General features: G+C 67.6%; 25 protein-coding genes. 10 read left to right on the plus strand and 15 right to left on the minus strand.

What is annotated here, in order from left to right; all coding sequences use genetic code 11:
• Window positions 1–201: 201 nt before the first annotated feature.
• The 11 genes from flgL to flgB are packed head-to-tail and all read right to left on the minus strand — an operon-like array spanning window position 202 to window position 8,936.
• Window positions 202–1,116 carry a flagellar hook-associated protein FlgL gene (gene flgL, locus RH91_RS04860; protein WP_010161454.1) on the minus strand — a complete coding sequence of 305 codons (915 nt, stop codon included), beginning with the start codon at window positions 1,114–1,116 and terminating at the stop codon, window positions 202–204.
• Between the two features lie 19 nt (window positions 1,117–1,135).
• Window positions 1,136–2,476 carry a flagellar hook-associated protein FlgK gene (gene flgK / locus RH91_RS04865; protein ID WP_010161455.1) on the minus strand — a complete coding sequence of 447 codons (1,341 nt, stop codon included), beginning with the start codon at window positions 2,474–2,476 and terminating at the stop codon, window positions 1,136–1,138.
• On the minus strand, window positions 2,473–2,838 hold the full coding sequence (locus RH91_RS04870) for a rod-binding protein (RefSeq protein WP_010161456.1): 366 nt from the start codon (window positions 2,836–2,838) through the stop codon (window positions 2,473–2,475). The genes flgK and RH91_RS04870 overlap by 4 nt, the downstream gene beginning before the upstream one ends.
• Window positions 2,835–3,938, minus strand: coding sequence for a flagellar basal body P-ring protein FlgI (locus RH91_RS04875; RefSeq protein ID WP_010161457.1), 1,104 nt, complete (start codon window positions 3,936–3,938; stop codon window positions 2,835–2,837). The genes RH91_RS04870 and RH91_RS04875 overlap by 4 nt, the downstream gene beginning before the upstream one ends.
• Window positions 3,938–4,615 (minus strand): flagellar basal body L-ring protein FlgH, encoded by a 678-nt coding sequence (locus RH91_RS04880; RefSeq protein WP_010161458.1) that lies wholly within the window; start codon window positions 4,613–4,615, stop codon window positions 3,938–3,940. Before RH91_RS04880 ends, RH91_RS04875 begins: the two co-directional genes overlap by 1 nt.
• Window positions 4,616–4,626: 11 nt before the next feature.
• The gene (flgG, locus tag RH91_RS04885) at window positions 4,627–5,415 is read right to left on the minus strand and encodes a flagellar basal-body rod protein FlgG (RefSeq protein ID WP_010161459.1); all 789 of its coding nucleotides are present in this window, start codon (window positions 5,413–5,415) and stop codon (window positions 4,627–4,629) included.
• 11 nt (window positions 5,416–5,426) lie between these two features.
• On the minus strand, window positions 5,427–6,170 hold the full coding sequence (gene flgF / locus RH91_RS04890) for a flagellar basal-body rod protein FlgF (RefSeq protein ID WP_010161460.1): 744 nt from the start codon (window positions 6,168–6,170) through the stop codon (window positions 5,427–5,429).
• Window positions 6,171–6,193: 23 nt separating this feature from the next.
• Window positions 6,194–7,441, minus strand: coding sequence for a flagellar hook protein FlgE (locus RH91_RS04895; RefSeq protein WP_010161461.1), 1,248 nt, complete (start codon window positions 7,439–7,441; stop codon window positions 6,194–6,196).
• A 41-nt stretch (window positions 7,442–7,482) separates the two neighbouring features.
• Window positions 7,483–8,163, minus strand: a complete 681-nt coding sequence (locus RH91_RS04900; protein ID WP_010161463.1) for a flagellar hook assembly protein FlgD — start codon at window positions 8,161–8,163, stop codon at window positions 7,483–7,485.
• A gap of 2 nt (window positions 8,164–8,165) precedes the next feature.
• Window positions 8,166–8,576 (minus strand): flagellar basal body rod protein FlgC, encoded by a 411-nt coding sequence (gene flgC, locus RH91_RS04905; RefSeq protein WP_010161464.1) that lies wholly within the window; start codon window positions 8,574–8,576, stop codon window positions 8,166–8,168.
• A gap of 3 nt (window positions 8,577–8,579) precedes the next feature.
• A complete protein-coding gene (gene flgB, locus RH91_RS04910; protein WP_010161465.1) occupies window positions 8,580–8,936 on the minus strand; it encodes a flagellar basal body rod protein FlgB in 357 nt (118 codons plus the stop codon).
• Window positions 8,937–9,166: 230 nt separating this feature from the next.
• Between flgB and RH91_RS04915 the strand changes: the two genes are divergently transcribed.
• The 8 genes from RH91_RS04915 (at window position 9,167) to RH91_RS04950 (ending at window position 15,599) form a co-directional block, all read left to right on the plus strand.
• A complete protein-coding gene (locus tag RH91_RS04915; RefSeq protein WP_010161466.1) occupies window positions 9,167–9,820 on the plus strand; it encodes a motility protein A in 654 nt (217 codons plus the stop codon).
• Window positions 9,817–10,407, plus strand: a complete 591-nt coding sequence (locus RH91_RS04920; protein ID WP_010161467.1) for an OmpA family protein — start codon at window positions 9,817–9,819, stop codon at window positions 10,405–10,407. Before RH91_RS04915 ends, RH91_RS04920 begins: the two co-directional genes overlap by 4 nt.
• A gap of 6 nt (window positions 10,408–10,413) precedes the next feature.
• Window positions 10,414–10,953, plus strand: coding sequence for a flagella basal body P-ring formation protein FlgA (locus tag RH91_RS04925; protein ID WP_010161468.1), 540 nt, complete (start codon window positions 10,414–10,416; stop codon window positions 10,951–10,953).
• 63 nt (window positions 10,954–11,016) lie between these two features.
• A complete protein-coding gene (locus RH91_RS04930) occupies window positions 11,017–11,301 on the plus strand; it encodes a flagellar biosynthesis anti-sigma factor FlgM (protein WP_010161469.1) in 285 nt (94 codons plus the stop codon).
• Window positions 11,298–11,651, plus strand: a complete 354-nt coding sequence (locus RH91_RS04935; protein ID WP_010161470.1) for a flagellar protein FlgN — start codon at window positions 11,298–11,300, stop codon at window positions 11,649–11,651. The genes RH91_RS04930 and RH91_RS04935 overlap by 4 nt, the downstream gene beginning before the upstream one ends.
• A gap of 219 nt (window positions 11,652–11,870) precedes the next feature.
• Window positions 11,871–12,776 (plus strand): hypothetical protein, encoded by a 906-nt coding sequence (locus RH91_RS04940; RefSeq protein ID WP_010161471.1) that lies wholly within the window; start codon window positions 11,871–11,873, stop codon window positions 12,774–12,776.
• A 34-nt stretch (window positions 12,777–12,810) separates the two neighbouring features.
• Entirely contained in the window at window positions 12,811–14,862 is a 2,052-nt protein-coding gene (flhA, locus tag RH91_RS04945) for a flagellar biosynthesis protein FlhA (RefSeq protein WP_010161472.1), read from the plus strand.
• Window positions 14,859–15,599, plus strand: coding sequence for a sigma-70 family RNA polymerase sigma factor (locus RH91_RS04950; protein WP_010161473.1), 741 nt, complete (start codon window positions 14,859–14,861; stop codon window positions 15,597–15,599). The genes flhA and RH91_RS04950 overlap by 4 nt, the downstream gene beginning before the upstream one ends.
• A 136-nt stretch (window positions 15,600–15,735) precedes the next feature.
• On the opposite strand, the gene RH91_RS04955 is transcribed toward RH91_RS04950, so the two are convergent.
• The 3 genes from RH91_RS04955 to RH91_RS04965 form a co-directional block, all read right to left on the minus strand.
• Window positions 15,736–15,975 (minus strand): hypothetical protein, encoded by a 240-nt coding sequence (locus RH91_RS04955; RefSeq protein ID WP_037479192.1) that lies wholly within the window; start codon window positions 15,973–15,975, stop codon window positions 15,736–15,738.
• A gap of 14 nt (window positions 15,976–15,989) precedes the next feature.
• Window positions 15,990–16,361, minus strand: coding sequence for a DUF4440 domain-containing protein (locus tag RH91_RS04960; protein ID WP_198283227.1), 372 nt, complete (start codon window positions 16,359–16,361; stop codon window positions 15,990–15,992).
• A gap of 204 nt (window positions 16,362–16,565) precedes the next feature.
• Window positions 16,566–17,417, minus strand: a complete 852-nt coding sequence (locus RH91_RS04965; protein WP_029623611.1) for a LysR substrate-binding domain-containing protein — start codon at window positions 17,415–17,417, stop codon at window positions 16,566–16,568.
• 96 nt (window positions 17,418–17,513) lie between these two features.
• Between RH91_RS04965 and RH91_RS04970 the strand changes: the two genes are divergently transcribed.
• On the plus strand, window positions 17,514–18,518 hold the full coding sequence (locus RH91_RS04970) for a bile acid:sodium symporter family protein (protein WP_010161478.1): 1,005 nt from the start codon (window positions 17,514–17,516) through the stop codon (window positions 18,516–18,518).
• A gap of 137 nt (window positions 18,519–18,655) precedes the next feature.
• On the opposite strand, the gene RH91_RS04975 is transcribed toward RH91_RS04970, so the two are convergent.
• Complete coding sequence (locus RH91_RS04975) at window positions 18,656–19,921, minus strand: NupC/NupG family nucleoside CNT transporter (RefSeq protein WP_010161479.1); 1,266 nt, start codon at window positions 19,919–19,921, stop codon at window positions 18,656–18,658.
• A 332-nt stretch (window positions 19,922–20,253) separates the two neighbouring features.
• Here RH91_RS04975 and RH91_RS04980 point away from each other — a divergent pair, with 332 nt between their 5' ends.
• Window positions 20,254–20,928 (plus strand): queuosine precursor transporter, encoded by a 675-nt coding sequence (locus RH91_RS04980; RefSeq protein WP_010161480.1) that lies wholly within the window; start codon window positions 20,254–20,256, stop codon window positions 20,926–20,928.
• The last annotated feature ends 8 nt before the right edge of the window (window positions 20,929–20,936 follow it).

A 20,936-nucleotide genomic window follows, 5' to 3' on the forward strand; every position in this document is an offset into this window, starting at 1 on the left:
CTATAAGTACGGTCTACGGGGATTCCGTAGCAAAACGGTTAACCGGCGTGGGGTCGGCGTTAATTCCTGGGCGCGCCAGCGGAGGTCTTGCTTCCGGGCAGCACGCCGACGTTCTCCGGCAAAAGCCGGAGTCGAGGGGTATGGGCGCGCCGCCCGTTGCCCTGGGCTCCTGCGTCCGCAGGCGCACGTAGAGACGCCGAATCAGCGCAGATAGGTGAAGAGCGACAGGCTGCTCAGCTTGGTGAAGCTCGCCTGCGTCGCCGACAGGATCGTCATCTGCTTCTGCAATTCGGTGATCGCGCTCGACAGGTCGGTATCCTCGAGCCCGGTGCGATCGACCTCGCGCGCGGCGGCGGCGTCGGTTGCCTGGGACGACACGATGTCGAGTCGCGCGCCACGCGCGCCGACCGAGCCCTGGACGTTGTTGACCTGCGTCTGGGCAGCGCTGAGGCCGTCGATCGCATCGGACGAGGCCGTGGAAACGTCCCCGCCGGTATCGAGCGCGGTGATGTAGTCGGAGAGGATCGCAAAGACGTCCGTCGTGCCGCCGGCCTTGGTGGGAATCTTGCCGAACACGCGCTCCGCGCTGTCGGTCGCCGCCACCGCGGTGCCGTCGCCAACCGGGATCGCGGGCAACTCGCCCGTCCCGCCGAGCGACACCTTGCCGTCCGCCGCCTGCGTGACCGCAGCGGTCCCGGTCGCCGCGCCGAACAGCGGCTGGCCCCGCGCGTCGCTGGTGTTGGCGAGGTTGACGAGATCGTCGAGGATGCTCTTGAGTTCGATCGCGATGGTCTTGCGGTCGCCGTCGTTGAGCGTGCCGGTATTGGCGCGGATCGTCAGTTCGGACGCGCGCTGCAACTGCGTCGACACCGCGGTAAGCGTCGAATCGGACTGTTGCAGCAGCGATTTTGCGAGGCTGATGTTGCTCGAATAGGCCGACTGGTCGGCGGTCGCCTGCTTGATCGACGCGAGCCGGTTGTACGCGACCACGTCCTGCGACGGCGCGGTCAGTTTCTTGCCGGTCGCGATCTGCGTGTTGAGCGTGCTCGTCTGCGCGGACAGATTGGTCATCTGCGCGGAGGTGCGATCGAAGAACAGGCTGGTGCCGATTTGCATGGCGGGTTCCGTCCGGGGCCTAGTGGAGGTCGAGGATCGACTGGAGCGTATCCTTGGCGACCTGAATCACCCGGCTGGACGCTTGATAGGCCTGCTGGAAACGCAGCAGGTCGACCGCTTCGGTATCGAGGTTGACGCCCGACACCGCATCGCGCGCGGACACGGCGTTGGTGCGGATCGCGCCCTGCGCATCGGCCACCTGCTTGCGGGCGGCGAGCGCGGCGGCATTGCCCGAGACGAGCGCGGTCGTGTTCGATTCGAAGGCACCGCTCGTGCGCAGCGTATCGAGCTTGCCGAGATTGCTGTTGTCGCGTGGCCCCGCGCCGACCGCCGCCGCGGCGACGCCGCGCGGATCGGTCAGCGCGACGGTGATGTCGGTCGGGTTGGTCCCGGTCGCGAACAGCGCGGTGCCGGGCTTCGAATCGAGATCCGCGCCACCCTGCTGCACGGCGTTGACGCCGTCGGTGAAGGACGTCGCAATGGCGTTGAGCTTGATCCGCGCGTCCGAAATCCGCTGCGCGCCCTCGACGACGCCCGCCAGCGCGCCGCCGGACGGCGTAACGCTCGCCTGCGACCGCTGAAGCGTGAAGGCGAGCACGCCGTCGGTGCCGCGCGCGAATTGCAGCGTCTCGGCCTGGTTGCCCGAGACGAACGGCGGACCGCCCGCATTGCCGAGCTTCACCGCGGCGCGACCGTAGGAATCGATCGACACCGAAACGTCGCTGATCGCGCTCATCTGGTCGAGGATCGAGTCGCGCTGGTCGGCAAGCTGCGCCGCGCCGGTCGAGCCGGGCTTGACCCGCGAGAGCCCCTCATTGACCTTGGCAAGCGCGGTGCCGAGGCCGTTGAGCGTGCCGACCGCGGTGGTCGCGGTACTGTTCACGTCGCTGTCGAGCTGGTCGAGCGCCTTGCCCGTCGCGTTGAACGATCCCGCGACCGACGTCGCCTGTTCCAGCAGCGCGGCACGCGGCGTGGTCGCGGTCGGATCGGCGGCAACCGTCTTGGTCGCGTTGAAGAAGCTGGTCAGCCGGTCGCCGAGCTGGTTGCCGGTCAGCGCGGTCTCGATCCGGCCCATCCAGGCGATACTGGTGTCGCTGCGCGCGAGGTCCGCCTGCGAGGTGCGCACATCGGCCTCGCGGAGCGTATCGGCCGAGCGGGTGATTCCCGACACCGCGACGCCAAAGCCGCTGCCGTTGACCGTCGCCGAATTGATCCCGGTGGCGGGTGCGATTTCGGACAGGTCGGTGGTGCGCTTGGCATAGCCCGGCGTCGACGCGTTGGCGATATTGTCGGAAACGGTGGTCAGCGCGGTCTGATACGCTTTGACGCCACTCGCGCCGATGCTCAGCATGTCGCTCATGGCGTCTTCGCCTTGTCGGTCGCGGGCGCAGCCTGCAGCCCGGCCTGAACGCCCGCCTGCGATTTCGCGAGAAACTCGGTCATCGCCTTGCCGATGCCGAGCGGCGCGTGCGCGGCCATGTTCTGCGCGACCTGCGTGTCCTGCATTTCCTTGAACGTATCCATGCCCTTGGACCCGAACAGATCGTCCTCGGCGAGATGCGTCGAGCGCATCGCCTTGACCATCATGCCGGTGAACACCGCCTCGAACTTCTTGCCGGCGGCATCGAGGTTGGCACGGTTCGACAGCCGGCTGGTGTCGCTTGCGACACCACCGACCGCCGAAGGCGCGTTGACCGGGGGAAGGGCAGGGACGTCACTCACAATACGATCAACTCCGCTTTGAGCGAACCCGCTTCCTTGAGCGCTTCGAGGATCGCGACCAGATCGGCGGGCGACGCGCCGATCGCGTTGATCGCCTTGACCACGTCGGACAGTTTCGGCCCCGGCGCGATCAGGAACATCGGGTGCTTTTCCTCGTCGACCACGACGCCCGACTTCTGTGCCTTGGTCGTCTGGCCCTGGCTGAACGGCGCGGGCTGGCTGACGCGTTCGTTCTCGTCGATCCGGACGGTGAGCTTGCCGTGGGTGATCGCAGCGGTGCTGACGCGAACCGCCGAATTGATCACGACCGTGCCGGTGCGCGCGTTGACGATCACCTTGGCGGGCGGCTCGGCCGAGACGACGCTCAGATTCTCGATCTCGCTCATCAGCGTCGCGCGGACGTCGCCACCCATCGGCGCGCGGACCGACACCGACACCGCATCCACTGCCTGCGCCACCCCGGTGCCGAAGCGCGCGTTGATCGAGCCTGCGACATTCTGTGCGGTCGTGAAATCGGCGCGCGCGAGGTTGAAGGTGAGCGCAGGCGTGTTCTCGAACCCGGTCTTGACCGCACGCTCGACCGTCGCGCCCTCGGGGATGCGGCCGGTCGACGGGATATTGATGACGATCTGCGACCCGTCCTTGCCCTCGGCGCCAAGGCCGCCGACCGCGAGGTTGCCCTGCGCCATCGCGTAGATCTGGTTGTCGGCACCAAGCAGCGGCGTCAGGATCAGCGCACCGCCGCGCAGCGACTTGGCCTTGCCCATCGAGGCGACGGTGATGTCGAGCTTCTGCCCGGGCTTGGCGAAGGGGGGGAGTTCGGCGGTGATCATCACCACCGCGGCGTTCTTCAGGCCCGGGTTGATGTTGGCGGGAAGCTGCAACCCGAAGCGCGAGGTGACCGCCTTCATCGACTGGATAGTATATTCGAGATTGTCGTCGCCGGTGCCGGGCAGGCCGACGACCACGCCGTAGCCGGTCAGCTGGTTGGTGCGGATCCCCTGGAACCCGCCGAGATCCTTGATCCGGTCGGCGGACGCGGGGGTGGCGACGACGAGTGCGGCCAGCAACGCGAGCAGGAGCGGGAGCAGCCGGCCCATCAGAACGGACTCACGACGGAGAAGAACCGGCCGAGCCAGCCCTGGCGGCTCGCGCGCGCGACGTCGCCCTTGCCGGTATAGGCGATCTGCGCGTCCGCGACGCGGGTCGACAGCACGCGGTTGTCGGCGTCGATGTCGGCGGTGCGGATCAGCCCCTTGATCTGGACGAACTCGTCGCCGCGGTTGAGCGTGACGCGCTTCTGGCCCTGCACCAGCATCGTGCCGTTGGGCAGGACGCGGCTGACCGTGACGCTGATCTCGCCCGACAGCGTGTTCGACTGGTCGGCACCACCGCCGCCCTTGAAGGTGCGGGTGCCGCTGGTCGCGACGTCGGTCCCCTGGAACAGCGCAAGCCGCCCGGTGGTGGGGGGGATGAGCGACAGGCCGCCCGACGAATCGAGCTTCGAATTGGCGGACTTGGACGCAGCGGTGCGCTCGACCAGCACGATCGTCAGCGGATCACCGACGCGGCGCGCGCGCGTGCCCTCGTAGAGCGCGGCATAGCCGTCGTTGACCTGGAAGATCGACCCCGTCGCCGCGGCGGGAGCCAGCGCCGCTTCGGGCATCGCCGCCGAAAAATCGACCGGCGGCGTCTTCTTGCCAAGCAGGCGCGACTCGGCTGCGCTGGGCAAAAACAGCGCAAATCCGACGGTCAGCTGAATGACGAACGGTTTCATGACCTTAGTCATCAGATATTTTGATTAACATATTTGAGCATTTCGTCAGTCGCGGTGATCATTTTTGAATTCACCTCATACGCGCGCTGGGTTTCGATCATGTCGACCAGCTCCTCGACGACGTTGACGTTCGACCCCTCGAGCTGCCCCTGGCGGACGTTGCCGCGCCCGTCCTGCCCGGCGACGCCGAGGTTGGCGGCCCCGCTCGCGGCGGTCTCGACGAGGTAATTGTCGCCCTTGCTCAGCAGCCCCGCCGAATTGGGAAAGCTCGCGACCTGGATCTGGCCGAGCTCGCTCGGCGCGGTCTGGCCCGGCACCATCGCGGTGACGGTGCCGTCGGTCCCGATCGTGATCGCGGTCGCGCCCTGCGGCACGGTGATGCCGGGCTGGACCTGATAGCCTTCGCTCGTGATCATCAGACCCTCGGGCGAGCGCGAGAAATTGCCCGCGCGGGTGTAGCCGAGCGTGCCGCCGGGCATCTGCACCTGGAAATAACCGTCGCCGTCGAGCGCGAGGTCGAGGCTGTTGTTGGTCGACTGGAACGAGCCCTGCGTGTCGATCCGCGCGGTACCCTGGATCTTGACGCCGGTGCCGAGGTTGAGCCCGGTCGCGTATTTGGTCTCGGACGTGCTCGGCGCGCCCGGCGCGGTCACCGTCTGGTACGCGAGCGTCTCGAACGCGGCTCGGTCCTTCTTGTACGCGGTCGTGTTGACGTTCGCGAGGTTGTTCGAGATGACTCGCATGCGCATGTCCTGGGCATCAAGCCCGGTCCGCGCGATATGCATGGCTGCACTGCCCATCGTCTATTCCTTCAGCTCGGGAGCCGCATCACGGATGCGGCGCTTTCGTCCATGTCCTTGGCCGACTTCATCATGTTGGCCGAAACTTCGTAGCTGCGCTGGTTCTCGATCATGTCGACCAGCGCCTGGGTCATGTTGACGTTCGATCCCTCGAGCGCGCCGCTCTCGACCTTCGCGTCCATGTCCTGCGGCAGCGTTCCGCCGCCCTTGACGTAGAGCAGATTGTCGAGCCCCTTGACCGTCGTCGTGCCCTTGGGGGTGGCGAGCTTGAGCTGGTCGATCACCTGCGGGTTCTTGGCGTCGCCGCCCTGCGGGACGATCGACAGCGTGCCGTCCGCCGAGATCGAGATGCTCTGCGCCGGCGGCACCGTGATCGGCCCGCCTGCCCCCATCACCGGGAAGCCGTCGCCGGTCTGCAGCACCCCGGAGGGAGCGACCTGAAGGTCACCACGCCGCGTATACGCTTCGCTCCCGTCGGGCGACTGGACCGCGAGCCAGCTGTCGCCGGTGATCGCGACGTCGAGCGGGCGTCCGGTCTGCTGGATCGCGCCGGTGCTGCGATCCGCGTCGAGCACGTCCGCCGAGGAGGGCGTTCGCGTCTCGAGCGGGGAGCCTTTCAGCGACAGCCGGTCGAACACGACGCGATCGGCGCGGAACCCGATCGTCGAGGCGTTCGCCATGTTGTTGGCGATCGCGGCTTGCGACGCGAGATGCGCCTTGAGCCCCGTCGCCGCCGTGTAGACCAGCTTGTCCATGTTCCGCTCCGGTTCCGTCTAGATCAGTTGCGGATGTTGAAGATGGTCTGCGAAATCTGGCCGTTGATATCGAGCGCCTTGGCATTCGCCTGGAAGTTGCGCTGCGCGGCGATCAGGTCGACCAGTTCCTCGGTGATATCGACGTTCGAGCCTTCGAGCGTGCCTGCGCTGAGCGAACCGAAGCCGTTCTCGTTCGCCGACCCGAGCGCCGCGCTGCCGGAGATGCCGGTCGACGACCAATAGCTGTTGCCGGTCTGGCGCAGCCCGGTCGGGTTGGCGAAGTTGGCGAGCGCGACCTTGCCGAGCGCGACCGTGTCGCCGTTCGAATAGTTCGCCGAGACGATGCCCTGCTTGTCGACCGACACGCCGGCGAGCTCGCCGACCGAGGCACCGTCCGCGGTCTTGGCGTTGACTGAGAAGGGGCTCGACTGCTGGGTCGATCCCGCGAGATCGAGCTTGATCGCCTGCGCGACGCCCCCGGTGATCGGGTTGAACGAGTCATAGGTCACCGACGACGGCGTCGAGGACAGGTTGCCCGATGCGTCGAACGTCACCGGCGTGCCCGCGTTCGACCCGCCGACCTTGAGCTCCTGGTCGCCGACATAGCTGTGGACGGTCCAGGCATCGGTGCCGGTATGAACGTAATAGCTGGTGAGCGTGCTCGCCTTGCCCGCCGAATCGTAGATCGTCGTCGCGGTCGAGCTGTTGTAGCTCGACGCGTTGGTCGGCGAGAACGCCGCACTGGGGACCGAGGCGGCGGCATACAGGTTGATCTTGAGCCCGACATTGCTGGTTGCGGCGGGCGTGCCGTTGGTCTCGGGCAGGTTCAGCGCGATCAGGCCGTCGGTGCCGCTCGCGGTGGTGTTGCCCTTGGCGTCGACCGGATAGCCGAGCAGCGCCGAGCCCTGCGCGTCGACGATGTTGTGCGTCGCCGGATCGACCTGGAACGCGCCGTTGCGCGTGTAGGCGGTCGCGGTGTTCACGCCGCTGGTCTTGACCGCGAAGAAGCCGTCCCCGGTGATCGCGAGGTCGAGCGACGAGCCGGTCGTCTTGAGGTTGCCCTCGCCGAACTGCTGGCGGTTCGACTTCACCACCGCGCCCGAGCCGACGAGCTTGGTCGGATCGGTCGCGATGCTCGACGCGATGACGTCGGCAAAATCGGTGCGGCTCTTCTTGAAGCCGTTGGTCGAGACGTTGGCGAGGTTGTGCGACACGGTCGAGAGTTCGGTCTGCGCGGCCTGCAGGCCGCTGAGCGAGGTGTAGAAGGACATCGGGTTGCTCCTGTGCGATTCGGATTAAGCGAGGAAAGGGATCAGCCGACCTGGCGGACGGCGCTGGCGGCGACCTGTCCGATCCCGGGCAGGGTGAGCATCGGGGTGCCCGAGGCGGGCAGCGAGACCGCGGCGACCGGCGCCCAGACGAGGTTGCGCGACGTGACGCTGTCACCGCCGTTCGCGGCGTTGACCGAGACGGTGAACGGCCCGGTCCCCGCCTCCGCGCCGTCGGCGGTCTTGCCGTCCCAGTCGTAGGTCGCGGTGCCCGCTTTCTGCGCGCCGAGCGACAGCGTGTTGAGCGTCTGGCCGTTGGCGTCCTTGATCGACACGGTGACGTTGGTCGCGTCCTTGTCGAGCTCGACCGCGCCGGCGAGCCCGCCCGCGGCGCGCCCGTAAGCGGTCGATCCCTCGGTCAGCACCGTACGCCCGACATAGGCGAGCGCGTCGCTCGGCGTGGTCGCGCCGAGCTTGTCCTGGATCGCCTTGAGCGTGGTGCCCATGTCCGCGATTCCCGACGTGCTCGAGATCTGGGCGAGCTGCGCGACCATCTGCGTGTTGTCGACCGGCGAGAACGGGTCCTGGTTGTTGAGCTGCGCGGTCATCAGCTTGAGGAAATCGCCGGTGCCGAGCGTCGACGACGTCTTGGGCGCGCTCGCCTTGGCGGTGGTGGTGGCATTGATGCCAAGGCTGTTGAGCGTGGAATCGAACGTGGAGGCCATGATCAGCGTCCCAATTTGAGGGTATCGAGGATGAGCGACTTCGCGGTCTGCATGACCTCGACGTTGTTCTGGTAGCTGCGCGAGGTCTCCATCATGTCGACCAGCTCGCGGGTTTCATCGACGCCCGACTGCCAGATGTTGCCATCCTTGTCGGCGAGCGGATGCGACGGATCGTAGACCTTGGTCGGGCCTTCGCCCGCGGTGACGATGCTCTCGACGTTGACCGTCGCGAGACCGGACGCCTTGTCATATTGCGTGCGGAAGACCGGCTTGATCGTCTTGTAGGCGGTGTCCGCGCTGCTCGTGACCGCGCCCGCATTGGCGAGGTTCGATGCAGTGGTGTTCATCCGCACGAGCTGCGCGGACATCGCGCGTCCGGCGACCTGGAAGATGGAAAGCGGTTGGTCGGCCATCTGTTATTCACCCTTCAGAGCACGGGTGATCTGGCCGATCCGCCCGTTGAGGAAGGAGAGCGTCGTCTGATAGGCGACGGCGTTTTCGGCGAAGGCGGTCTGCTCGGTCGACAGTTCGACGGTGTTCCCGTCGAGCGACGGCTGCGACGCGGTACGATAACGCATCGCGCCGGCGATGCTGGCGCTGCCGCCGGTATCGATCGCGCTTTCGGCGGACGACAGCGCGGTCTGGAAATCGATGTCCTGCGCCTTGAAGCCGGGCGTGGACGCGTTCGCGATGTTGGACGCGAGCACACCCATGCGCTGCGATCGCACCTCGAGTGCCGCACCATGTACCCCGAACAGTCCTTCGCTGGGCATCGCCCGTCTCCAGCGCCTCATTGCGCAGCCAGGTCTCAGCAAGGGGCGTGCCAAATGCGCATGGGGGCCGGGCGGCAAGCGAAGCACTGGCAAAGCGGCAATGGCTTGCCGGGCGGCGGCAAGCCGGTTGCCGCCGCTGCCGCTGCCCCGGCGGCCCTGGCCTCCGCCCGGGTGCAGGCGGGAGCGTTTACCAGATTGGCCCACGGCTTGCAGTGGTCGCTGCGATGCCAATGACCCTCGCCCCGTTCCTCGACCCCATCGCCTTCGCCATCGTCGTCGGCGGTACGCTGACGGCGGTCGTGCTGCGTACGCCCGCGGGCGACCTCGGGCGGGGCATTGCGGCACTCCGCATGCTGGCCGCACCGCGGTTCGCCGCCGATCCGCTGGTCGAGCAGATCGCCGCGTTCGGGCGGATCGCCAAGCGCCACGGGGTGCTCGCGCTCGACCGCTCGGTGATCGCCGACCCCGACATCGCCGCCGCGGTCGCCGCGATCGTCGATGGCGCCGCGCCCGAGGAGATCGCCGAGCTGCTCCGCCAGCGCCGCCGCGCGCGCGCCGAGCGCGCCGCCGCAAGCGCCGAACTCTGGTCGGGTGCCGCCGAGACCGCGCCTGCGATGGGGATGGTCGGCACGCTGATCGGGCTGGTCGGCATGTTCGTCAAAATGCAGGATCCGCGCGCGATCGGCGCGTCGATGGCGGTCGCGTTGCTCGCCACGCTCTACGGCGCGCTGCTCGCCAATCTCGTGCTCGCGCCGATTGCCGCGCGGCTGCGCCGGATCGCGCGCGACGAGGCGGTCGACCGGCTGCGGCTCGAACCCCCGTTGATCGCGCTGGCAACGCGCGAACAGCCGCGCCGCCCGCTCGCCGTGGCGAAATCGGCATGATCGCGCCCGACGACGACCTGCCCGAGATCGCCGCCGTGCGCCCTGCGTGGCTGATGACGCTGGCGGATCTGGCGTTGCTGCTCGTCGCGTTCTTCGTCTTCATCCAGGCCAATCAGCAGCTCGACGGCGGCACCCTCGCGCGCGGGATTCGCGCGGGCTTCGGTGCGCCCGACACGGGCGCGATCGTCCCGCCGGCACCGATGCCGGTCACCGCCAATGCGGTCGGCGGCTTTGCGCAGGGGTCGGCGGAGCTGCCGGGTCCGGTCGCCGCGCTGTCCGACTGGGCACGCGAGGCGCTGCGCGATCCGCGGGCGATGCTTGCGGTGACGGGGATGGTCGACGGCTCGCCGCAGGATGTCGATCCCACCACCCATAGCGCAGCGCTGCTCGCCGCCGACCGCGCGCGATCGGTCGCAAGTGCGCTGATCACCGCGGGAATCGCCCCCGATCGCATCGCCATCACCGCCGCCGGCCGGTCCGGCCGGCGCGGCGTCAGCGTGACGACGGGGTTTGCCGGCAACCGGCAAGACGCTGCCGTTCCGGTTGCCGCTCCCCCTGCCGCTCCCCTAGCCGCCAAAAGGACCTGATCCATCATGCGCCGTTTCCCGCTGTTCCTCCTCGGGCTCGTCGCCACCCCCGCATTGGCCGCGCCATTCCAGGATACCGGGGCGATCGATCGCGCGGTTGCCGCCTTCACCGGACACGGCGTCGGCAATGAGGGCGGCGCGCGCACGCCCGTGGATGCGCGGCTGAAGCTTGCCGCCTGTCCGATGGTGTCGATGGCGTGGCGCACCGACACGCACGACGCGGTGGTCGTCACCTGCACCGGCCCCGAATGGCGGCTGTTCGTCCCGGTCAAGCTCCCCGCCGTCCTGCCCAGGGGCGCAAGCCCGCTGGTCATCACGCCGAGCGCGCAGCCCGCCGCGATCAAGGCGGTCTATGTCATCAAGCGCGGCGATCCGGTCACGATCAGCGCGGGGTCGCCCGGCTTCTCGATCACGCGCGAAGGCGTCGCGGTCGGCGATGCGGTCGTGGGCGGGCGGTTCATGGTCAAGGTCGACGACCAACGGAACCCGGTCCAGGCGGTCGCGACCGCGGCGGGAAGCGCGACGCTGCCAGGTTGGACAGAATGATTTAAGCTTTGCCCGGACCGGTCGTTATACCTTTCGTCATCTCTTCCCAAAGGTGCTGATGTGGTGGACGCGATCGGACCCAAGACTGTTTCAACGCCGGATCGGCCGGTCATTTCGACCCCGCCGGTGACGACGATCGCGGCTGCGGCCAAACAGCCGGCCAATCCCGCGCGCCAGCCGCTCGAGCTGTCGGCGGTCGCGTCGGAAGTCGGCAAGGGCGTGCCGGTCGATAGCCAGCATGTCGAGGATGTCCGCCGCGCGGTGCGCAACGGCACCTATCCGCTCACCCCCGACACGATCGCCGACCGCATGCTCGCCCTGAAGCTCAACTGGAGCCCCAAGAAATGATGCCGCCCGAAACGCGCCGCGACGCCCTCATCGCCGTGATCGAAGCGCTGCATGCCGAAATCGAGGCGCTCAAGACCAACGACGTGCGCGCGTTGGAACAGGCGACCAACGACAAATTGATGCGGATCGAAGCGGTCGCGGCGTTCGGGGATCTGCCCCCGGGCGCCGAAACCCGCGCCTTGGCCGAGGAAGCGCAGCGGCTCAACGACACCTGCCGGATCTACGTCAACCTGATGGCGGCAAATGTTCGCCGCCGCCTGCAAAATCTGACCGGGTCTGCCGGGGTGGCGATGGGATCGGCACCGGGGAGCGTGTATCGCGCGGGGATGGGGCTGGCGGCGTTCGCCTGAGGGGCGATGTGACGTCCCCTTCTTCTTCCCCGGCGAAGGCCGGGGCCCAGTCGCGCAGGTTTTCGTAACGAAGCGCTGACCGCCGCCACTGCTGCCTCTCTCCTGGGCCCCGGCCTTCGCCGGGGAAGTAAAGGTAGGAAGAAGCAGCCCCCGAAAACTGGCACGTCTCTTGCTGATACCTGGCTGTCCGCCTGATCGCGGATCAAAAGCCGGGGACCAATGCCTTTCAATCCGCTTTCCATCCTGAACGGAGCCGCCGACGCGACCGGCGCGGGCGGGTCAATTCGCACCGCGATCGCGAACGCGAGCCAGAAGACCGGCATCGATTTCAACTATCTGATGGGCCAGGCCAAGCTCGAGAGCGGGATGCGCAGCAACGCGCATTCGGGCACGTCGAGCGCGAGCGGCCTGTATCAGTTCGTCGACCAGAGCTGGCTCCGCGTGGTCAAGGCGCATGGCGCGGAGCACGGCCTCGGCTGGGCCGCGAACGCGATCTCGACCAGCGCGAGCGGCAAGGCGGTCGTCAACGACCCCGCGACCCGCCAGGCGATCCTGTCGCTCCGCAACGATCCGACCGCCGCCTCGCTGATGGCCGCCGAGCATGCCAGCGACAACAAGGGCGCGATCGAGGGCTCGCTCGGGCGCGCCGCGACCAGCACCGATCTCTACATGGCGCATTTCCTGGGCCTGGGCGGCGCGCGGCAGTTCCTCACCGCGATGCAGGCGAACCCGGACCGCAGCGGCGCCGCGATGTTCCCCGCCGCCGCCAATGCCAACCGCAGCGTCTTCTACGATTCGACCGGCGCGCCGCGCTCGCTCGGCCAGATCTACGGCCGCTTCGCCGCCAAGCTCGATGCCGCGGGCGCGACGCAGCCGACCGATGCGACCTCCGGCCTGTCCGCGACGCGGCTGGGCGAATGGGGCGCGGACGTCATTCCCGGCAATGGCGAGCAGTCGACCTCCGACGCCGCGGTCTGGGCGCAGAACACGCTCGCGCAGTTGAGCGGCACCACCAGTCTTGGGGGCAGTCTGGCCGGCACGCGCACCGAGACCGCGAGCCTGCTCCGCCCGACCCCGAATACCGCGCGGCTCGCGTACATGATGCTCGCGACGATGGGAGCCTGATCCAGTGGCCTTGTCCCCCAAGCCAGGCGGCGTGATGCCGCTGCTGCGCTCCGCCGCGCTGCCGGTCGCGATCCTGTTGCTGGTCGTGCTGATGGTCGTGCCGATCCCGGCGGCGATGCTCGACGTGTTCTTCATCATGAACATCACGATCAGCCTCGCGGTGCTGATGGTCAGCCTCAACGCCCAGAAGCCGCTCGATTTCTCCGCCTTCCCGACCGTGCTGCTGTTCGCCACGCTGTTCCGCCTGAGCCTCAACGTCGCCTCGACCCGCGTCGTGCTAGTCCACGGGCATGAGGGCGAAAGCGCGGCGGGCCATGTGATCGAAGCGTTCGGGACGTTCCTGATCGGCGGCGATTATGTCGTCGGCCTGTTCGTCTTCGCGATCCTCGTGATCATCAACATGATCGTCGTCACCAAGGGCGCAGGCCGCGTGTCCGAAGTCAGCGCGCGCTTCACGCTCGATGCGTTGCCGGGCAAGCAGATGGCGATCGACGCCGATCTCAACGCCGGGCTGATCACGCCGGACGAAGCCAAGGCGCGCCGGATCGAGGTTTCGACCGAAGCCGATTTCTACGGCTCGATGGATGGTTCGTCCAAGTTCGTGAAGGGCGACGCGGTCGCCGGCCTGCTGATCCTTGCCGCCAACATCGTCGGCGGGCTGATCCTCGGCCCCGTCAGCCACGGCATGACGATTGCGGCCGCCGCGCACAATTATGTGCTGCTCGCGATCGGCGATGCGCTCGTGGCGCAGATTCCGTCGCTGATGCTGTCGATCGCCGCCGCCGCGATCGTGACTCGCGTCACGTCCAGCATGGATCTCGCGGGCCAGATCGGCAGCCAGTTCGGCTCGGCGCGGACGTGGACGCCGGTCGCGATCATCCTTGCGCTGCTCGGGCTGATGCCGGGGATGCCGCATCTGGTGATCCTCCCCGCCGCCGGGCTCGCCGGGTTCGCCGCGTGGAAGATGCGCCAGGCATCGCGCCGCCCCGCCCCGGTCGAGGTGGTCGCGCCCGAGCCGGTCGATCATTCGAAGATCGGCTGGGACGAAGTGTCCGACCTCATGCAGGTCAACCTCGACATCGGATACGGCCTCGTGCCGCTCGTGGACGAACGTCGCGGTGCGCCTTTGATGGGCCGGATCACCGGGGTCCGCCGCCAATTGTCGAAGGACATGGGCTTCGTCATCCCGCAGGTCCGCGTCCGCGACGACATCAACCTGCCGCCCTACACCTACCGGATCGTCGTCGGCGGCGTGGTCGTCGGCGAGGACAGCGTGTCGCCCGACGAGATGCTCGCGCTCGACACCGGGCAGGCGATCGGCGGGCTGATGGGCAAGCGCGCGAAGGACCCGACCTTCGGGCTCGACGCGGTGTGGATCGCGGCGGGGGATGCCGATGCGGCGACGGGTGCGGGCTATCTCGTTGTCGATCCGGGCACGGTGATGGCGACGCACCTCAACCATCAGCTCACCCAGCATTCGGCCGAGCTGCTCGGCCCCGACGAAGTCCAGTCGCTGCTCGACGGGTTGAAGGACCGCGCCGCCAGCCTCGTCGCGTCGCTGTCGCCCAACCCGCTCCCGCTCACCACGCTGACGCAGGTGCTGCGCGGGCTGCTCGCGGAGAACATCCCGCTCAAGGAATTCCGCCGGATCGCCGCCGCGATCGCGGTAGCCGCACAACGCACGCTCGATGCCGAGGAAATCATCGAGGCGATCCGCCCCGATCTCGGCGGGCTGATCATCGGCAAGATCTGCGGCGTGCGCGAGCCGCTGCGCGTGATGACGCTGGAGGGCGGGCTCGAGGGGCTGCTCGGCCAGGCGATGCGCGCCGATCCGTCGCGCCGCCACACGATCGAGCCCGATCTCGGCCGTCGCATCGTCGATGCGCTGCAACGCGCCGCGCAGCCGCTGGTCGACGAGGCCAAGCCGTTCGCGCTCGTCGTCCAGCCCGCGATCCGCGTCGCGATCCGCAAGCTGGTCAAGACCTGCCTGCCCGACATTCCGGTGATGAGCTTCTTCGAAGTGCCGGAAGAAAAAGCCGTCGAAGTCGTCGCCGTGATCGGCGCTCCCGGAGCCCTGCCCGCATGATGCAGCTTTCGCCCAACGCCTTCACCGATGCGCAGCCGCTGGTCTATGGCCGCACCGCCGCCGGGCCCGACCTCAAGCTGCTCGCGAAGAAGCATTTGCCGCTGGTCCGGCGGATCGCCTGGCATGTCCACGGCAGCATGTCCTCCTCGGTCGAGGTCGAGGATCTCGTCCAGATCGGGCTGGTCGCCTTGGTCGAGGCGGCGGGCGCGTTCGAGGAGCGCGGGCAGGTGACGTTCGAGCAATATCTGATGACGCGCGTGCGCGGCGCGATGATCGATGCGCTGCGGCGTTCGGCCACGCTCACGCGCGGCGCGATGCAACGCAAGCGGCTATATGCGCAGACGGTTGCGGTGATGACGACCGAGCTTGGAAGCGCGCCCGACGAGGCGGCGGTCGCGGCGCGGCTGGGGGTGTCGCGCGAGAAACTGCGGATCGATTATGCGAGCGCGCAGCCGGTTCGATTGGAGCCGATCGAGGATTTGTATTCGGACGAAGGCCCTTGGTTCGCAAGCGACGAACCCGACGCCTTCGCGCAGCTTTCGGAGAGCGAGGAACGCGACACGTTGATCGCCGCGATCACCGCGCTGCCCGAGCGCGAGGCGCTGGTGATCCAGCTTTATTATGTCGAGGAAATGAACCTCGAGGAAATCGGGCTGGTGATCGGCGTGGGCGCGGCGCGGGTGTGCCAGATCAAGGCCTCGGCACATGCCAAGCTGAAGAAAGCGATGCTGGGGTAGGGTACCGGCATTTCGACCGTCACCCCAGGCGTGCCCCGGGGTCCACCGCGCCGCGCTTCCTCAAACTTCGAGTTTGCTGGACGGTGGACCCCGGGACAAGCCCGGGGTGACGGTGTGGCGGATGTTTTGCCGCGCCCTAGTCGCCTGACGCCATCCCCTGCTTCCGCGCCCCCACGATCATCTTCCTCGCGATCCCGCGCACGGCTTCGTCGTCCTGCGTCCCGTCGCGCGCCGGATCGCCGAGGTGATCGAGGCTGCCTTCGAGATACTCGAGCAGCCCCGGATGCTTGTCCTCGACATATTCCATCAGCTTGAACAGCAGATGCTCGGTTGCGATCTCACGCTGGCGGACCTGGACTGTGGTGTCGTCGCTCATCATTGCCTCCCGTGTTACCGCTCGACCGATTTGGTCAGCATCGGCGTTTGCTGATGCTGGACGACGCGCCATACGTCATGCTCGAGGCGACGGATTACCGAGGTGCAATGCGCATCATACGCCTCGTCGCCGCGCTGCGCGTGGACGTGATAGCCGATCACGATCAGCCCTTCCTGCGGGCGCGACACCGTGCGTTCGGTAAGTTCGGCGCTGTCCCACACTGGCGTATCCGCGACCGCGTCGATCGCCGCGCTGCCCTGCAGCACGAACGGCGGGCGTGGCAGGACCATCACCACGTCGGCGTCGACCTTTTCGCGGTAATTGTCCGGGCCTTCGGTCCAGAGGCTTTCCTCGAAGCTCCACAGCCGTGCGTCTTCCATCATCATTCTCCCGAGTGTCAGGGGAGGAAGGCCGGACGGCGCAAATCGTTCCGTATCAAGGGTTACGTCCGCCCGGTCGGGCATCGTCGCGTCGTGCTGTCGGATCGTGCGGTCGTTGTATCGGCTGCCTCTCCTGTCTCCTCGTTGGCGATCCGCAACGAAGGTTCCGATTTCACCAGGATGAAACCGTACGACACGGGAACTGGCCGGTCAGCCGACGGTCGCCCACTGCAGGATCGACCGGGTCAGCGCCTCCGCCACCGGCTCCCCCCGGCCGGGGCCGAGGATGACGAATTCGATCTCGGGCAACGCCGGGAGCAGGGTATCCGCCGCAACCCGCGCGAGCCCGGCGGGAAGCAGCCGGAGCGAATGCGGCATGATCCCGACCCCGGCGCGCGCGGCGGCGGTGAGGCCGCTGAGGCTCGCGCTGGTGAAGGCGACGCGCCACGGCCGCCGCGCCGCATCCAGCGTCGCGATCGCCATCGCGCGCGTGACGCTCGGCGGGGGATAGAGCAGCAGCGGCAGCGGCGCGGTGGCGTCGAGCGCGTAATCGGCGCGCGAGACCCAGGCGACCTGTTCGCGCCATGCGGTCACCCCGCGCGGATCGCCTGCGCGGCGTTTGGCGAGGACGATGTCGAGCTGCCCCGCGTCGAACGCGTCGTAGAGCGTCTGGCTCAACCCCGCCGTCACCAGCAGATCGACTTCGGGATGCCGCCGCGCAAAGCTCGCGAGCACGTCGGGCAGCGCGGACAGGACGAAATCCTCCGACGCGCCGAACCGCAACCGCCCGCGCAGCGGAACGCCCGTCAGATGCCGGTCGAGCGCGTCATACGCCTCGAGAATCTTCCGCGCGGGATCGAGGAAGCTCTCCCCCGCAACTGTCAGCGCGACCCGGTGCGTATCGCGCGCGAGCAGCCGCCGCCCCGCCAGCGCCTCGAGGCGTTTGATCTGCTGGCTGACCGTCGACTGCCCGGTCCCGAGCGTCCGCGCGGCAGCGGTAAAGCTGCCGGTCTCGACCACCGTGACGAACGCACGCAGCAGTTCCGGGCTGATCCGATCCATGATCATCATGATGTGTGATGACTGTTATCCTGTCCATCACGATTGTGGATGGCGGATGCGACGCGTATTTCGGGGGCGGACAACAGGACGATATCCATGACCATGCTGCGCGCACTGATCGGCCGTTTGCCGATCGACCCCTATCTGCTGATGCTGATCGCGACGGTCGCGCTCGCCTTCGTATTTCCCGCGCGCGGCGCGGCGCAGCCGATCGCCGAGGGGAGCGTCACGATCGCGGTCGGGCTGTTGTTCTTCCTGTATGGCGCGCGACTGTCGCCGGGGGCGGTGTGGGCGGGGATCACGCACTGGCGGCTGCAGTCGCTGGTGTTCGCGAGCACCTTCCTGATCTTCCCGGTGATCGGGCTCGGTGCCTATTGGGCGACGCGCGCCTGGTTGCCCGAGGATATCGCGGTCGGCCTGCTGTACCTGTGCCTGCTGCCGTCGACCGTCCAGTCGTCGATCGCCTTCACGTCGATCGCGCGCGGGAATGTCCCCGCGGCGCTGTGCAGCGCGTCGGTTTCCAACCTGCTCGGCGTCGTGCTGACGCCGTTGCTCGTGGCGTTGCTGTTGCGCTCGGTCGGGGGCGGGGTGTCGCTCCATGCGATCGAGGGGATCGCGCTGCAGATCCTGCTGCCGTTCGTCGCCGGACAGGTGGCGCGCCCGGTGATCGGCGCGTGGCTGGTCGCGCATCGGACGATCACCTCGGTGGTCGATCGCGGGTCGATCCTGCTGGTCGTCTATGCCGCGTTCAGCGCCGGGGTCGTGGCGGGGGTGTGGACCAGCCTGTCGCCGGGCGATCTCGGGATCGTGCTGGGGATCGATCTGGTGATCCTCGCGGTTATTCTGGCGATCACGACGCTGCTCAGCCGCTGGCTCGGATTTTCGAAAGCGGACGAGATCGCCATCGTCTTCTGCGGATCGAAGAAGAGCATGGCGGGCGGAATCCCGATGGCGACGATCCTGTTCGCGGGCCATTCGGTCAGCCTGATCGTGCTGCCGTTGATGCTGTTTCATCAGGCGCAACTGTTCGTCTGCGCAACGCTCGCGCGGCGTTATGCGCAGCGGGATGAGGCGGGGGCGGAGGTGGCGGTGCTGGCCTGAAGCCGCACCCGACCCACTTACGCGCCAAACATCCGTTCGGGCTGAGCGCAGTCGAAGCCCCCGCGCCACGCCGGCCCTTCGACTTCGCTCAGGGCGAACGGAAGGGGGGAGGGGATCGTCAAGGCACCTTCAGACCGTTAGCCCAGCAACAACCCCGCCAATGCCGCCGACATCAGATTCGCCAGACTCCCCGCTGCCAATGCCCGCAACCCGAGCTTGGCGATCATCGGGCGCTGGTTGGGCGCGAGACTTCCTGCCGACGCCATCTGGATCGCGATTGACGAGAAATTGGCGAAGCCGCACAGCGCGAACGTCACCACTGCGGTGGTGTGCGGCGACAGGGTCTTCATCTTGCCGAGGTCGATGAACGCGACGAATTCGTTGAGCACGATCTTCTGCCCGAACAGTTCGCCCGCCGCGCGCGCCTCGGTCCACGGGATGTCGAGCAGGAACATGACGGGCGCGAAGACGAAGCCGAGCATCCCCTGGAAACTGAGGTCGGGATAGCCGAACCACCCGCCGATCCCGCCGAGGATCCCGTTCGCGAGCGCGACCAGCCCGACGAACGCGAGCACCATCGCGCCGACCGCGACCGCGATCCGCACGCCGGTCTGCGCGCCGTTGGCGGCGGCCATGATGATGTTGGCGGCGCGTTCTTCCTCGAGCGCCTTTTCGGCGACGTGGAGCACCGCTTCCTCGGGATCGTCGCCGAGCGCGAGTTCGCCCGCGGGCGCGGTGGTCTCGTCGGGCATGATGATCTTGGCCATCAGCAACCCGCCCGGCGCGGACATGAAGGACGCGGCGAGCAGATACGGCAGCGCGCCCTGGCCGAGGAACGTCGCGTAGGCGAGCAGGATCGTCCCCGCGACCCCCGACATGCCGACCGTCATCACCGCGAACAGTTGCGGCGGGGTCAGCCCGGCGAGATACGGGCGGATCACCAGCGGCGATTCGCTTTGCCCGACGAAGATGTTGGCGGCGGCGCACAGCGCTTCCACCTTGGACACGCCGATCACCTTCTCGATCGCGCCGCCGACCCAGCGGATCACGAACTGCATGATCCCGAGGTGATAGAGGATCGACACGAGCGCCGCGAAGAAGATGATGACGGGCAAAGCCGAAAAGGCGAATGCGGTGCCGAACGTCGGGTCGCTCGCCAGCCCGCCGAAGATCGTCGTGGTCCCCGCCTTGGCATAGCCGAGCAGGTTCCACACGCCGCGCGACATGCCCTCGATCATCCGGCGCCCGATCGTGCTGTGGAGCACGAGGATCGCGATCGCCACCTGCAGCGCGAAGGCGGCCCCCACGACACGGAGACGGATCGCGCGGCGATTGGTCGACAACAGGACGGCGAGCCCCAGGATCACGACGATGCCCAGGATGCCGATCGGAAATTTGTCCACGTATTCCCCGCAGTTTCGCGCGCACTCCCCAAATTTCGGCGCGCTACCGGGGGCGGACCATACACGCAGACGCAGATAGGGCTAGGGGGCGAGGGAGAAAGTGGCGGGTGCGTTCCGATTGCGCGCGGTTCCTACAAACCCCCGTCATCCTGAACGCGTTTCGGGATCCAGCCCGCCGCGAGTCCGGACCGGGCCTGTTGCACGGTGGATGCTGAAACAAGTTCAGCATGACGGCAGCGTTTGAGGCGCCGGTCGGCTACCGCATTCCCCCCGAATCCCGCCCTCCGGGAACAGATTCCCTTTCCGCACGCGATCCGCTAGCGTCGCCCGCGATGACGACACCTGCTCCTGCGATCTCGCGTTCGCTTTTCGCCTTTTCGATCTTCTACGGCGGCATGGTCTGCATCGCGGGGGTGCTCGGCAACAAGCAGGTCTCGCTCGGGCCGATCTCGCTGCTCGGGCCGCTCGTCGGGATCGGGCCGCTTGCGGTCGAATCCGGGATCTTCGCGTTCCTGCTGCTCGTCGTCGTGTCGAGCGCGGTGGCGGAACTTCACGGGCGGACGGTCGCCAACCGGCTGGTGCAGATCGGGTTCGTGCCGCTGATCGCGTCGATCCTGTTGTCGATCGCGGTGCTCGCCGCCCCCGCCGCGCCCGCGATGGAGCCCGCGCGGCGCGATGCGTTCGCGCTGATGATGGGCGGCACGCCGCGGATCTGGCTCGGCGGGATCGTCGCCTACGGAATTTCGCAGACGCTCAACGTCACGATCTTCAGCTGGCTCAAGCGCAACGAGAAGGGCGGGCTGTTGTGGCTGCGCGCGGGGATCTCGAGCATCCTCAGCCAGATCGTCGATACGCTGCTGTTCGTGACGATCGCGTTTTACGGCGTGTTCCCGATCGGGTCGCTGCTCGCCGGGCAGATGCTCGCGAAGGTGACGCTGTCGGCGGTGCTGGTGCCGCCGCTGATCTATCTGGTGGTTGGGATCGGGCGGCGGCTGGATCGCGGGTGACTTAAGCG

The sequence above is a fragment of the Sphingomonas sp. PAMC 26617 genome (genome assembly GCF_000242835.1).
Taxonomy (GTDB): Bacteria; Pseudomonadota; Alphaproteobacteria; order Sphingomonadales; family Sphingomonadaceae; genus Sphingomonas.

Bases quoted from the DNA above. Each gene is read 5' to 3' on its own strand.
- RH91_RS04915 (WP_010161466.1), top strand. From the start codon at position 9,167: ATGACCCTCGCCCCGTTCCTCGACCCCATCGCCTTCGCCATCGTCGTC.
- flgC (WP_010161464.1), bottom strand. From the start codon at position 8,576: ATGGCCGACCAACCGCTTTCCATCTTCCAGGTCGCCGGACGCGCGATG.
- RH91_RS04920 (WP_010161467.1), top strand. From the start codon at position 9,817: ATGATCGCGCCCGACGACGACCTGCCCGAGATCGCCGCCGTGCGCCCT.
- flgK (WP_010161455.1), bottom strand. From the start codon at position 2,476: ATGAGCGACATGCTGAGCATCGGCGCGAGTGGCGTCAAAGCGTATCAG.
- RH91_RS04875 (WP_010161457.1), bottom strand. From the start codon at position 3,938: ATGGGCCGGCTGCTCCCGCTCCTGCTCGCGTTGCTGGCCGCACTCGTC.
- RH91_RS04960 (WP_198283227.1), bottom strand. From the start codon at position 16,361: ATGATGATGGAAGACGCACGGCTGTGGAGCTTCGAGGAAAGCCTCTGG.
- flgF (WP_010161460.1), bottom strand. From the start codon at position 6,170: ATGGACAAGCTGGTCTACACGGCGGCGACGGGGCTCAAGGCGCATCTC.
- RH91_RS04980 (WP_010161480.1), top strand. From the start codon at position 20,254: ATGACGACACCTGCTCCTGCGATCTCGCGTTCGCTTTTCGCCTTTTCG.
- flgL (WP_010161454.1), bottom strand. From the start codon at position 1,116: ATGCAAATCGGCACCAGCCTGTTCTTCGATCGCACCTCCGCGCAGATG.
- RH91_RS04895 (WP_010161461.1), bottom strand. From the start codon at position 7,441: ATGTCCTTCTACACCTCGCTCAGCGGCCTGCAGGCCGCGCAGACCGAA.
- RH91_RS04950 (WP_010161473.1), top strand. From the start codon at position 14,859: ATGATGCAGCTTTCGCCCAACGCCTTCACCGATGCGCAGCCGCTGGTC.
- RH91_RS04880 (WP_010161458.1), bottom strand. From the start codon at position 4,615: ATGAAACCGTTCGTCATTCAGCTGACCGTCGGATTTGCGCTGTTTTTG.
- flgB (WP_010161465.1), bottom strand. From the start codon at position 8,936: ATGCCCAGCGAAGGACTGTTCGGGGTACATGGTGCGGCACTCGAGGTG.
- RH91_RS04925 (WP_010161468.1), top strand. From the start codon at position 10,414: ATGCGCCGTTTCCCGCTGTTCCTCCTCGGGCTCGTCGCCACCCCCGCA.
- RH91_RS04940 (WP_010161471.1), top strand. From the start codon at position 11,871: ATGCCTTTCAATCCGCTTTCCATCCTGAACGGAGCCGCCGACGCGACC.
- RH91_RS04965 (WP_029623611.1), bottom strand. From the start codon at position 17,417: ATGGATCGGATCAGCCCGGAACTGCTGCGTGCGTTCGTCACGGTGGTC.
- RH91_RS04935 (WP_010161470.1), top strand. From the start codon at position 11,298: ATGATGCCGCCCGAAACGCGCCGCGACGCCCTCATCGCCGTGATCGAA.
- RH91_RS04970 (WP_010161478.1), top strand. From the start codon at position 17,514: ATGACCATGCTGCGCGCACTGATCGGCCGTTTGCCGATCGACCCCTAT.
- flhA (WP_010161472.1), top strand. From the start codon at position 12,811: ATGCCGCTGCTGCGCTCCGCCGCGCTGCCGGTCGCGATCCTGTTGCTG.
- RH91_RS04955 (WP_037479192.1), bottom strand. From the start codon at position 15,975: ATGAGCGACGACACCACAGTCCAGGTCCGCCAGCGTGAGATCGCAACC.
- RH91_RS04900 (WP_010161463.1), bottom strand. From the start codon at position 8,163: ATGGCCTCCACGTTCGATTCCACGCTCAACAGCCTTGGCATCAATGCC.
- flgG (WP_010161459.1), bottom strand. From the start codon at position 5,415: ATGGGCAGTGCAGCCATGCATATCGCGCGGACCGGGCTTGATGCCCAG.